Source organism: Adlercreutzia shanghongiae (assembly GCF_035830635.1).
Taxonomy (GTDB): domain Bacteria; phylum Actinomycetota; class Coriobacteriia; order Coriobacteriales; family Eggerthellaceae; genus Adlercreutzia; species Adlercreutzia shanghongiae.
Map to the genome: position 1 here is coordinate 135,534 of NZ_JAYMFI010000011.1, position 12,395 is coordinate 147,928.

At 69.0% G+C, this 12,395-nt stretch carries 10 protein-coding genes; all 10 read right to left on the reverse strand.

Annotated features, from left to right (window positions below):
- Positions 1–5: 5 nt before the first annotated feature.
- The 10 genes from VJ923_RS06845 to VJ923_RS06890 all read right to left on the reverse strand — a co-directional run bounded on the left by VJ923_RS06845 (position 6) and on the right by VJ923_RS06890 (position 12,332).
- Positions 6–536 carry an acyl-CoA thioesterase gene (locus VJ923_RS06845; protein ID WP_326439894.1) on the reverse strand — a complete coding sequence of 177 codons (531 nt, stop codon included), beginning with the start codon at positions 534–536 and terminating at the stop codon, positions 6–8.
- A 218-nt stretch (positions 537–754) separates the two neighbouring features.
- Positions 755–1,066, reverse strand: coding sequence for an L-rhamnose mutarotase (gene rhaM, locus VJ923_RS06850; RefSeq protein ID WP_326439896.1), 312 nt, complete (start codon positions 1,064–1,066; stop codon positions 755–757).
- A 620-nt stretch (positions 1,067–1,686) separates the two neighbouring features.
- Positions 1,687–3,051, reverse strand: a complete 1,365-nt coding sequence (locus VJ923_RS06855; RefSeq protein WP_326439898.1) for a PFL family protein — start codon at positions 3,049–3,051, stop codon at positions 1,687–1,689.
- Positions 3,052–3,344: 293 nt separating this feature from the next.
- Positions 3,345–4,334 carry a DUF1848 domain-containing protein gene (locus VJ923_RS06860; RefSeq protein WP_326439900.1) on the reverse strand — a complete coding sequence of 330 codons (990 nt, stop codon included), beginning with the start codon at positions 4,332–4,334 and terminating at the stop codon, positions 3,345–3,347.
- Entirely contained in the window at positions 4,331–4,720 is a 390-nt protein-coding gene (locus VJ923_RS06865; RefSeq protein ID WP_326439902.1) for a hypothetical protein, read from the reverse strand. The genes VJ923_RS06860 and VJ923_RS06865 overlap by 4 nt, the downstream gene beginning before the upstream one ends.
- A gap of 9 nt (positions 4,721–4,729) precedes the next feature.
- Positions 4,730–7,633, reverse strand: a complete 2,904-nt coding sequence (locus VJ923_RS06870; protein WP_326439904.1) for a protein kinase domain-containing protein — start codon at positions 7,631–7,633, stop codon at positions 4,730–4,732.
- Positions 7,623–9,584, reverse strand: a complete 1,962-nt coding sequence (locus VJ923_RS06875; RefSeq protein WP_326439906.1) for an AAA family ATPase — start codon at positions 9,582–9,584, stop codon at positions 7,623–7,625. Before VJ923_RS06875 ends, VJ923_RS06870 begins: the two co-directional genes overlap by 11 nt.
- Positions 9,581–10,264: a 4Fe-4S single cluster domain-containing protein gene (locus tag VJ923_RS06880; protein WP_326439908.1), complete on the reverse strand. Its 684-nt coding sequence runs from the start codon at positions 10,262–10,264 to the stop codon at positions 9,581–9,583. The genes VJ923_RS06875 and VJ923_RS06880 overlap by 4 nt, the downstream gene beginning before the upstream one ends.
- A 6-nt stretch (positions 10,265–10,270) precedes the next feature.
- Positions 10,271–10,990 (reverse strand): FHA domain-containing protein, encoded by a 720-nt coding sequence (locus VJ923_RS06885; RefSeq protein ID WP_326439910.1) that lies wholly within the window; start codon positions 10,988–10,990, stop codon positions 10,271–10,273.
- A 1-nt stretch (position 10,991) separates the two neighbouring features.
- The gene (locus VJ923_RS06890) at positions 10,992–12,332 is read right to left on the reverse strand and encodes a hypothetical protein (RefSeq protein WP_326439912.1); all 1,341 of its coding nucleotides are present in this window, start codon (positions 12,330–12,332) and stop codon (positions 10,992–10,994) included.
- Between the last annotated feature and the right edge of the window lie 63 nt (positions 12,333–12,395).

The window sequence follows — 12,395 nt, forward strand, 5'->3', positions numbered from 1 at the left end:
TGGCCTTAGGCCTCTTCTGCGATGTCGGCGTAGGCGGCGTAGAGGTCGGGGAAGGTGCGCTTGAGGCTGACGGGCTTGAAGGTGTCGCGCTCCACTACGCATACCGTGATAAGAGCGTCCACGAGAGGCGTGGCGCCCTCGCGCAAAAGCGGCTCGCGGCGAGCGGGCGCCGCCGTGCCTTCTGTGCCCGGGCCGTCTGGGGCATCGCTGGCCTTGTCGGCCGCTGCGTTTTCCACGACATCTTCCGCACGGTACACCTGCTGGCGGTAGACGGTGCGCATGGGCAGGTTCTTCGCCACCGAGGTGCGCACGAAGCCCTCCTCGCCGTAGCGCAGCGGCGCGCGGTAGTGGATTTCCACGTCGTGGATGGGGCTCATGTAGCCCGCTCCTTCAATGCGTGTCGCATAAGAGAAATCGAGCGCGTTCAGGAAATCGATGCGCGCGTCCTCGAAATACAGCAGGTAGTTCGCATGGTAGACCACCCCCATCATGTCCGTTTCGCCGTACCGTACCTTGATGGGAGTGTGCACGTGCATGCTCGCTCGCTTTCGCCGTCTCGTTCGCATTTCGAGAGTCAATTATAGTGAAGCCCGTACGGCGTTTCGTACTTTTTGGGCAAAAAGAGGCGGTTTTCGTAGTTTGAGTGCGTCATTGCGACCAGTCGCCTATGTCGACCTGGGGAAACGTTTTTCGTGAATCCCTGAGCGAAGCGGAGAGACCACGAAAACCGTGCGTTTATGCTCATTTCGAGGCCCTAATCCAAGTGGAACAGCACGGGTAGGTTGGTGGAGACGGGAGAGTTGTCTTCGTTGGTCTCCATGATGTCGGCCATGAAGTCCCACCACTTGCGATTGATGGCCGTATCGGCGCCGGCGGCCCACAGCTTAGGGTCGTCGATCTCGATGTAGCCGAACAGCGTGAGCGTGTCCGGATCCAGCGCGATGGTGTAGTTGCGCCCGCCGTGGGCGTGAATCATGTCCACCATCTCGGGCCACAGCTCGTTGTGGCGGCGCTCGTACTCCTCTTCCATGCCGGGGTACAGCTTCATCTTGAACGTCTTGATCATGGCGCGCTCCTTGGGCGAAAATAGGTGAGCCCGCACGCGGCGGGCGTTTTCTGGGAGCCATGCTAGCGTGTTGTGCTGGAAAAAGCGCGTGTGCGCGGCGCTTGCGACGAAATTGATAACGGGGAATCAAGGTTTTGCGAGGAAACGAGCAAAGCGGCAGCTCCTTCTCGCTCATTCTGCTTGGAAAACGACGGGTAGCGTAGTTTTCGGGGATGTTCTGATGCGGGGTGTGAGGAGTCGGACGGCATAGTGCCCGTTCAGAGCGTTGCCGCTCAAGAAGCATCTGTCGCTGGACTACGCTACCCGTCGTTTTCCAAGCAAAAACTCCCTCGGCTGATTTGCGGACAGAAGGAGAAGCCCCGCGGCGTGTCGATGGCGGGGCTTGCGGGCTGATGGGCTAACGGGCTGACGGGCGAACGAGCTTGCGGGCTGATGGGCTAACGGGCTGACGGGCGAACGAGCTAGCGAGCTGACGGGCTAGCGGGCTGACGGGCTAGCGGGGCTTGCGGGCCAGCGGGCGAACGGGGATATGGAAAAGCCCCGACGCTCGTGAGGGGGCGGCGGGGCTGCTGGGGAATTGAGGGCGGGTCGGCGAAGTTGGGAAGCCGCAGGCCTCGCTGTTAGTTCTTCAGCGAGTTCAAGGGCGCGGGCATGCGGCCGCCGCGGTGGGCGAACACGGTGCCGGCATACGGGTTCACGGGCATGACCGGGGCGTAGCCCAGAAGGCCACCGAAGTCCAGCTGGTCGCCCACCTGCTTGCCAATGGCCGGGATGAGGCGCACGGCGGTGGTCTTGTTGTTGATCATGCCGATGGCGCACTCGTCGGCGATGATGCCGAAGATGGCCTCCTGGGTGACGTCGCCGGGCACGGCGATCATGTCCAGGCCCACCGAGCACACACACGTCATGGCCTCCAACTTCTCGATGGACAAGGCCCCGTCCTCGGCGGCGCGAATCATGCCGGCGTCCTCGGACACGGGAATGAAGGCGCCGGACAGGCCGCCCACGGAAGACGACGCCATGACGCCGCCCTTCTTCACGGCGTCGTTCAGCATGGCGAGCGCCGCCGTGGTGCCGGGGCCGCCGCACTGGCCCACGCCGATGGCCTCCAGAATCTCGGCGACCGAATCGCCTTCGGCGGGGGTGGGGGCCAGCGACAGATCCAGGATGCCCTGCTGCACGCCGAGGCGACGGCTCGCCTCGCGGGCCATGAGCTCGCCGGCGCGGGTGATCTTGAACGCGGTGGCCTTGATGGCCTCGGCCACGGTGGTGATGTCGGCGTCCTTGGGCAGGTCGGCCAGCACGGCGCGCACCACGCCGGGGCCCGACACGCCCACGTTCACCACCTCGTCGGCCTCGCCCGAGCCGTGGAAGGCGCCGGCCATGAAGGGGTTGTCCTCCACGGCGTTGCAGAACACCACGAGCTTGCCGGCGCCGATACACTGCCTATCGGCGGTGAGCTCGGCGGCCTGCTTGATAATGCCGGCCATCAGATAAGCGGCGTCCATGTTGATGCCGGCGCGGGTGCTTCCCACATTCACGCTGGCGCACACACGCTCGGTGGTGGCGAGCGCCTTGGGGATGGAGTTCATGAGCTTGTGATCGGCGCGAGTGGCGCCCTTGTGCACGAGGGCCGAGAAGCCGCCCACGAAATCGACGCCCACCTCGGCGCCGGCGCGGTCCATGGCGCGCGCGATGGGGGAGAGGTCCTCGGCGGTGACGGCCGCGCAGATCTCGGCGACGGGCGTAACCGAGATGCGCTTGTTCACGATGGGAATGCCGAACTCGCGCTCCAGCTGCTCGGCCGTGGGCACCAGCTGCTCGGCGGCGGTGGTCATGCGGTCGTACACCTTGGCGGCCAGCGCATCCACGTCGGCGTCCACGCAGCCGCGCAGGTTGATGCCCAACGTGATGGTGCGGATGTCCAGGTTCTGCTTCGAGACCATAGCGAGGGTCTCGGCGACCTCGGCGGGGGTAATCTGCATGGGCTCTCCTCGTTCGCGGTGGCAGATGGCGCGGCATGCGCGCGTTTTCGGCAATGTTTCGCCTAGTCTATCAAATTGCGCGCCCGACCGCCGCCGTACACGCGCAGACGGCCATCATGGCCCGCGGGCATGCAGCGGCGGGTGCTCTCCCGAAAGAGAAGCTGCAAGAGCGCGCTTCGGAGATGGGCGTTTTAACTGTCGCGAGCGCAGTAATGAATGAGGCGAAGGATGAATAGGGTCACTAGATCGGCGCCGGCGCAGCTTTTTTGCAGGTGGCGGGTGCTTGCAGGACGCTAGAGGTCGGGGAAGAGTTCGTCGGTGGCGAACTTGAAGGAGCGGTCGCGCGCGTCGCCGGTGCCTCGGTGGTCGGTCAGCTTATCGACGGCGGGATCGAAGGCGCCGCAGAGAAGCGTGCCGGCCGGGTCGCACTGGGCGAGGTTGCGTCGCAGGGTGTCTGCATCGGTGGTGGCGTAGCAGTAGCGGCAGCCGTGGGCGCAGGTGTTGGGCCAGCCGATGTCGATGCTCTCGGTGCACAAACATTCCCGACGCTGCGCCTTGTCCTTGGGCACTGCCTCGTATCGCCCTTTCAGGCGCGAGAGCCGGCATGCTCCCAATTCCTCCAGCAAGCGCCCGTCGACGCAACGCCCCCGTTCGATGCCGAGGCATTCTAAGTCGATAGTTTCGGCGCAGGTGGCCACGGTCATGCCGTGGTCGCGGGCGCTGGCGGCGATGCCCCCGGCCAGGCGCCGCTGCTGGTCGCGGCTTACGCCCGTGGTGCCCACGGCGGCGTAGACGCTGCGACCGTCGGAACGGTAGTCGTCGATGAAGCTGATCACGACGCGTTCGGTGAACCCTTCCAGTTCGCCGGCCAGCGCCGCGAAGGCGCGCAGATGGTCGTCGACGGTATGACCGCGGTTCACCAGCAAAGGGTCGAAGCGCCAGATGACGCGCCGCGCCCCGATGCGCGCCGAGAGCTCCTTGAACGTGGCGACGATCTGGCGTTTGTCGGGCAGCCCCGGCTCGATGTCGGGCCCGTAGGGGGTGAGGGTGAACTGGAAGTAGCAGTTGTAGGCCGCCAGCTCGTCCAGCCGCCCCATCAGGGGAGCCGGATCCTTCGTCCAGAAGACGATGCCGTCCACCACGGCGGGACTGAGGCTGTAGCGGCTCACCTGTCCGGGGAACAGCGGGTTGCGCACATCCACGTAGCCCGCGCGCACGCGGTTCAGAAACCAGTCGATGTGGAACCGCGGAATGTCCGTCCTGCGGCTGGCGCTGATGATCATCGGGGCTCGCCTTCCGCAGGGTCGCCTTCCGTGGGCGCGGCTTCCTCGGCGGCTTCCTCTCGGGCGGCGAAGTTTTCCAGCTCGGCGAGGAACTGGTCGGCTTCGGGGGCGTAGCTCAAGTCGTCGGGGCGCGGAAGGGGGCCGGCCACGGCGTTGCCCAATGGGCCGCCGAAGCAGTCATCCCAGTAGGCTCTGCCGAGCAAACTTGCCGGCGTGTTGGAGTGAAGGCCGAACTGCTCGCACACCCAGAGGGGCGCAGGCGTCAGGTTCAGCAGCAGCCACAGGGCCACAAGCCCGACGAAGGTGCCGAGGATCTGCAGGTTCTGGTGGCGTCGCACAGTGGCGGCGAGCGATTCGGGCGTAGCGTCGTCGGTAGTGTTTCTCATGGCAGGCCCCTAACGTCGGAACAGGGAGAAGACGAGGTACAGCACGAACAGCACAATGCCGATGAAGCCGGCGCCCACGGCCAGGTACGGCAGAACGCAGGCGAGGCAGAGCAGCGTCAGCGTGACCATGGTGGGATGCTCGCGGCGCAGCACGGCCACTACGGCGAAGGAAACCACCGCCAGGCCGCAGAACCCGATGCCCCATAACAGCTGGTTTTCCAGGAAGGGCCAGCCGGTCTCGGCAGCCAGGTCCGCCCACGACTCGTAGCCGATTCCCGGGGCCATGAGCACCGTGATGCCGAGGGCCGCCACGGCCGCCCCGCCCCAGAAGAGCGCCTTCGAGAGACCCGTGGCCGATGTTTCGGGGTGGCGGCGCGCCCGGGTCTTGGCGATGAAGGCGCTCGTGTCCCGCGCCACGGGCACGGCGCCCTCCTCGTCGCCGGATATCCAGCCTTCGGCGACGCCCTTGCCGGCAGCGATGGCCTCGGCCTCCTTGCGCAGGGCGGTGGCCCGGCGCCGTGTACGGCCCTTGGTGCCCACGCCGCGCAAGACGAAAAAGGCGTTCGCGAATTTCGGCGCCAGCACCGCGGAGGCCGCGGCCAGAAATCCCAGGAGGGCAGCGCCGCTGAACGTGGCGGTGGGGATGGCCGACACGTCGATGAGGGCGTCGGGGTACACCGAGCCTGCCCCCAGACCCGTGGGCGAGATGAGCACGGTGCTCGCCGTGGCGAGCGGTTCCCCGGCGTTGATCACGCCCTCCTTCCACATGCCGAAGGTGAAGCGCGGCATGATGAAGCACACGAGCAGCACGAAGGCCACGGCCACGATAAGCCGGCTGAAGAAGGCTGGTTTGGAAAGGCCGTCCACGGGCGCGTGCTTGCCCTCGGCATCGGCCAGGACGTCTATCTGGGCGGCGGCGTCTTCCAGGGCCGCTTGCGCGTCCTCGGCACAGGCGCGACTACGGGCGCCCCAGCACATCTCGCGTGCCCAGGCCACGGCCTCGGCATCGGCCGCCGAGGCTTCCATGAGATGGGCGACGAAGCCGCGGGGCACGGGCCGGCCGAACAGCTCGGCGGTGAAGTAGCCGCCGGCGGTGGCGGGCGCCACCGTCTCGCTCGAGCGCACGATGCCCATATGGCGCAGGTGCGGGCTCGCCTCGGTGCGGACCGCCAGGTCCTCGGCGCGGCGCGCTCGCTCGGCACGGGCCTCGGCACTGTCGGCCAGGGGCGCTGCTTCGGGTACTTTCGCGCCGGCCACGGCCCGCACGAGGCGCTCGCCTGCGCCGTCGCGGCCGTGGTAGAGCCGCAGGTTTTCCTGCACCCAGCGCGCCCAGCCGTCGCTGCCGTAGCGCACCGCGAAGGCCCGCACGGCCGCGGTGTCGCCGGCGGTGGCCTCCAGCACTTCCAGCAGCCGGTCGGCGCGCTCGCCCACATTCGCGTCCGCGTGCTCGCGCAGCCAGGCGAGACCCACCTGGGCCTGCGCGGGATAACCTGCCACGGCCACCACACCGAGCACGTCGCGGGCCGCCTCGTCGTCGGCGGCCAGGCGGTAGAACCCCAGCGGTGTGGCGGCAATGCGGCGGAAGAGCGCATCGACGCCAGCGGTGCCCCGCAGCACGGCCTCTCCCTTCCAGAGGGCGGCCGCGCGGGCGGGGTCGATGAGCGCAAGCGCCCGCGACAGCCCCAGGTCCTCGTTGCCGCCCTCGTCATCGGGCAGCGTGTCGGGGTCGTGGTCGGTGATGTCGTTTAAGGCCACGGCCAGATCGGTCTCGCCGATCTTGCGGAAGTAGTCTTCCAGCCCGTGGGTGTACAGGTGGCGCTTGGCGCGTTGCCAGTTGCCTGCCAGCGCGGTGACCAGGGTGGGGCGGCTCTCGTACAGGGTGCCCTCGAACTGGTAGCCGGCAGGGCCTGTCATGGCCGCGGCCAGAGGATCGCGGTAGCGGAAGGCATCAGGTGCGGCCAGCCAGCGTTGTATGTCGTCGTAGCCGAGGCGGCCCTGGGCGTGGGCGTAGGTGAGCCCGTAGATGAGGTCGCCGAGCGAGGCGTGCTCGGCCTCGCGCGGCTGGAAGGGCACGGGGCGGCCGCCGGCGAGCACCGCCGACAGGTCGTCGGCGTCGATGAGCGCCTGGTGCGGATGCGCCCCTCCGTTGTAGAGCGTCCAGATGGTGTAGCCGAGCGCGTACCAGTCGTTCTCGCGCTGCACCACCGAGGAGTGCGGCGAGTAGCCGGGCGTGCGGCGGTCAACCTTGGTGGCCGAGGTGTCGCGGCCCTCTTCAAGTACCGAGGAGATGCCGAAGTCGCCGAGCACCACGTTGCCGTCCAGAAGGTAGAGGTTCTTCGGCTTCACGTCGCGGTGCACGATGCCCTGCTCGTGCAGCAGGTGCAGGGCGCAGGCCGCCTGGGGGATGACGGTGTCGCGCAGAAGCTCGTAGCTCGCGCCGGGCGCGCGGGCCAGGCGGTCGTCGCACAGCGGCATGACGGCCACGTCGTAGGTGGTCTCGCCGAGCCCCGGCGTGTCGTCGCTCACGGTGCCCGTGGCGTACAGCGGCATGAGGTGGGTTTCCGTGAAGTGGCGCTCGCCGAGCGGGTGGTCGGTCATAAGGCTGCGCAGGTAGCCGAGGATGGCCCGGCGCGCTAGGCGGTCGCGCACGGCATGGGGCTGGTAGGCGATCTTCGCGGCGAAGACGTTTCCCGCTTCATCGGTGGCGTGCACTACGGTGCCCTGGCCGCCGGCGCCGATGATGTCGGCCGTGTGCAGGGTGAAGGCGCGCTCGCCGTCGCCGATGAAGGGCAGGTCGGCCCCCGACAGCACGGGCGAGGCGGCATCCAGGTCCACCAGGGTGGCGGCCACGTCCACGATGGTGGGCGCCACCGCGCGCCGAGGCTCGCGCGAGATGTCGTTGCTAGCGGCCACGAGCGCTGCCTCCCGCCGTGGATTCGGGTGCAAGGCGTCCCGTCTCGGCGGCCGATCCCACGAGGGGCGCGGCCCCGTCGTCGCCGACGCGCCGGAAGGCCGCATCGCCGTCGGCCAGGTAGGCCTCCACGGCATCGCCCGCTTCCACGCCTGCATCGAAGATGAAGGAGGCGAGCGGGTTCAGATAGGCCGCCTCCACCAGGTTGCCGATGCCACGGCCGCCGTTCTCGCGCACGCCGGGCTCCTGCGCGCGCTCCAGCAGGTGTTCCACCAAGGCATCGGCGGTGCCCACCGCGATGCCGCAACGAGCGCGCACATTTCCGTTGATCTTGGCCAGCTGCGCCTCCAGAATGAGCCGCGATGCCTCGGGAGAAATGTAGTCGAACACCACGATGTTGTCGCCGATGCGGTTTAAGACCTCGGGCTTGAAGTGGGTGGCCATGGCCGCGCGCACCTTCTTTTGCATGACATCGTAGGGCTCGCCGGGCTGCACGATGCTGCGCCGGCCCACCACGCGTCCGTGCTCGTCCAGCACCTCCTCGGAGATGCCCACGTTGCTGGTGAAGAAAATGAGCGTCTCGCTGAAGTAGACCGTCTGGCCCCGGCCGTCGGTCATGCGGCCGTCTTCCAGAATTTGCAGGAACTTGTCCATGATGGAGGGATGGGCCTTCTCCACCTCGTCGAACAGCAGCACCGAGAAGGGGTTCGCGCGCACGGCGTTGGTGAGCTGGCCGCCGGCCTCGTAGCCCACGTAGCCGGGCGGCGCGCCGAACAGCTTCTGGTCGGCGTTCTCGGCGGCGTACTCCGACATGTCGAAGCGCAGGTAGCTACGCTCGTCGCCGAACAAGAGCTCGGTTACGGCCTTCACGATCTCGGTCTTGCCGGTGCCCGTGGGGCCGGCCAAGAACAGCACGCCCTTGGGCTTGGTGCCCGAGGAGTGCTGCATGCCGGAAAAGCCCAGCACCGAGCGCTTCAGCACCGAGACGATCTTCGCGATGGCGGGTTCCTGGCCCTTCACGCGCCGGCGCAGGGCGGCCGCCGGGTCGTCGCGCAGCTTGTCGGCCATGGCGGCCCACTGGTTCTCGCGGATGCCGTACTTGTACAGGTCCACCAGCTCGGCCACGCGCTCGGGCGTCGTGCCGCCGCGGGCGTGCAGGCGCCGCAGCTCGTCCAGCTCCACGAGCTTCATGCCGTCGGTGGTGTCGATGAGCTTCTCCCGCGCCTTGGCGAGCGCCGGGTCGGCCAGGTCGGGGAAGGCCCGCTCGATGAAGGCCTCGCGGGCCGGGCGGTCGGGGTTGGGAATGGCGATGACGCGCGCATCGGGGTTTGCGCGGGTGAGCCACGAGGGCACGTCCCCCGCGCGGTTCACCACCAGCACGAGCGTGTTCACGTGCGCCCCGTCGCCCCGGATGGCGTCGGCCGCGCCCAGGTACAAGTTCATGAACACGGCGTTCTCCTCGGGGGTGAGGTCTTCCGGGGAGGACGCGAGCCGGCTCGCCAGGTCAAACACGCAGGCGATGGAGCGGCCCTCGGCAACGCCGGCGTCGAGCCTGCGCGAGAGGGCGGCGCGCATGAGCAGCGCGTCGTGGACGAGGCGGTTGGTGGCGAAGGGGGCCTGGCGCGCCGCCGAGTCGCGGGCGGGGTTCAGCGCCTCGGCCTCGGCGGTCAGGCGGTCGGCCTGGGCCTGGGCGGCCTCGGCCAGCCCGCGCGCGTCGCCTGCGCCCAAGGGGTCGCCGATGCCGCGCAGGGGATCGGCGAACAGGAAGCGGTAGGGGCGCGCGTCCTCGGCGCCGGCGAACAGCTCCGGCAGGATCTGGTTAAGGGGCAGGAACTGGGTTGCGCCCGCGGGGCCTTCCCACGGGTACAGGTCGGCCACGTTGCCCTCGATGACGAGGACGGGCTTGATGCCGACGAAGTTGTCCAGCTCGCGCTGCCAGGTGGGAGATGTCATAGCGGTTCCTCTCCGGACGGGCGCCCGTGGATGCCGATGGACAGGGCGCGGCCGTCGAACACCGCGTTCTGCACGCGGCGCGGTTTCCTCTCCTCGTCATGATACAGGGTTTCCAGCGCGGGGTTCAGCACGATTACGCGCTGGTTGGTCGAGCCGCGCAGCCCGCAGGCGCCGTCGTTGAGCGCGGCGACGTAGGGCCCGTCGATGAGGACGTCGATGAGGCCGTGATGCGTGGGGGCTTGCTCGTCGGCGACCGGTGGCGGGGTGCTGGCCGGCGAGGGGGCGGCTGCTGCCGGCAGGGTGTTTGCCGCCGCCGGGTCTTCTGCGAGCAGCGTGCGGGGGATGCGCGGGTCGCGCCGCAGCTCTTCAAGGGTGAAGCCGGTGTAGACGAGAATGTCGTCGAAGGCGGGGCGGATGGCCTCGAGCACCTGGGCGAGCTCGGAGGCCTGCTCTAGAGGGTCGCCTCCGGTGAAGGTGATGCGGTGGCAGCCGGTGCGGGCGGCCAGCTCGTTCAGAATGGCGGCCACGCGCGCGGGCGGCAGGTCGGCTTCGGGCCGCGGGCCCCACAGTTCGGGATTGGCGCAGCCGGGGCAGTGCTTGGAGCAGCCGCTCGCCCACACGGCCACGCGCGCGCCGGGGCCCAGGGTGGTCACGGGGTGGTAGAGGCGGTCGATGCGCATGGCGGCTCAGGCAACCGGGCGCGGGCGCGCGGATACGCGGGCGATGGCGGCGCGGTCGAAGGGATCGCTGCAGAAGGTGCAGGCATCTACGCGCCCGTCGGCGTCGGCCACGGCATGCTCGGTGCCGCAGACGGGGCAGCGCACCGACCAGGCGACGGCTTCGGCGCAGGCCGCGGGGCGCGAGGTGGCGGAGGCGTCGCCGCCAGCGTCCGAGGTCGCAGCCGCTGCGGTGGCTTCCGCGAAAGAGCCGGCCGCCTCAGGCGCTTCCACGGCAACGCGGAACACCATGTCGGCCAGCTTCAGGGTCTCACCTCCGAAGAGCGGCTGGGGTGCGCCCGCATGCAGGGATGACCAGGCGTTTCCGCGCAGCACCGACGACTCGTTGCGGCCGGTGTGCTCGATGGTCCAGCGACCGTCGGGGCTTGCGGCCACCACGGCGTGCACCCCCGACACGCGGGACGAGAAGACATCGGGCGAGAAGTCGCCGGCGCGCCCCAGAATACCGCCTGGTGCCGTGATGCGCACGACGGTGCCCGCGCGCAGGTCTTCCAGCAACAGGTCAGGTGCGGGTCGGGGCGCCTCTTCTGTATCATCCTGAGTGGATGGGCGAAGCCCCGCAGTCGAAGGATCTTCAGGTGCGTTTCCTTCGCGCGCAAGGGGGTTTCCGCAGGCAACGCAGACGTGTGCGGCATCGTCGTTGGCGAAGCCGCAGGAGCACAGCCGCATGCTACCTCACCGCCTGGGCGGCAGCCCCGGTGCGCTTGCGGCGCCGCTCGCGGGCTCGCGAGGTCGTGGCGGGTGCGGCTTGGGCGGCGGCCGTGCCGGCAGATGCCTCGTGCAGCTCACGGCAGAAGGCGGCGTCGGGTTCTGCCTTGTAGCGCACGGCGTTGGTGATGCCGTAGGCGGCCAAGTCTCCCGCTATCTCGTCGTATACGGCGCAGAAGTCGTGCTGGCCTTGCAGGAGGGCCTCGGTGCGGGGGCCGGGTGCGGCGGCGTCCAGGGTGACCGAGCCGCCTTCGGCAACGCCGCCGATGCCCGCGGGCAGCCCCGCCACTTGCAGCATGAGGTCGCCCTGATCGGATACGAATGCGTGGATGCCGTCGCTTTGCTCGGCGCTTCCGAAGACGCGGTGGCTGCCCGCAAGGTCGCGGCCCATGCGCACCGATCGGGCGATGTCGTAGCCGTGGGCGGCCATGACGGCATCGATGCACGCCTGCAGGTAGGCGTTGCGGTCGGCCTGGGCTTGCAGTGCGCGCAGGGCCTCCAGGTGCGCCGCCGCCTCTTCCAGCGTGGCGAACGCGGCCCCCTCGGGATGCGGAACGCCTTGGGCCGCCAGCTCCTCCTCGGCGTCCTCGATGAGCGCTGCCAGGTCGGCCATGGCCCGGGCACCGGCTTCCATGGACGGCAGCAGCAGCTCCAGCTGCGCGGCTCCCGCCTCGTTCAGCGCCGGGGCCGCCTCCAGCAGCAGGGCGCGATCGGCTGCCAGAGTGTAGGGCGATTCGATGAGCGCGAGAGCCCGCCGCGCCGCGGTCTGCACGTGTTCGGCGGCAGCGCCGGTTGCCCCGTCGCCCGCTGGCGCTTCGGCAACCGCCTTCGCCGCGCTGCCCTCGCTGCCGACGGCTTCGGCCGCTTCGGCATGCGGCTCGCTTGCCGCCGCGGCCAGGAGCTGTGCGAAGTCCCGCGTCCCGCGAACGGCGTCCGCCGCGCTCGCGGCGCGGCCGATGCGCTCGCAGAGCGCCACCGCCTGGGCACAGAAGGCCTCGGCGGTGGCGGCCGCCTGGGCGGCGCAGTGCTCGGCGCGGGTCACAGAGTCTTCCATAACGGCGGCCGGCGTGAACGCGCATTCCGCAGCGAGCCGGTCAAGCGCCTCCTCGGCCGCACTCTCCAGGGAGGCGATTGCCTCCTCGGCCTCGGGGCATCCCGCGCCGGTTGTCAGCGCCTCTTCCCGCATCTCCACGATACGCCGCCGCGCCCGGCTGCGGCTGTGGTCCACATCATGGCGCAGCGCCGCCAGCTGTGCCTGGATCCGCCGCTCTATCTCCAGTTGACTCGTCTTCGGCCCGCTCATAGATATGCCCCTATCGCTTTCTCCGTGCACTGCCCCTATTGTACCTCGCATTGACGGAGAGCG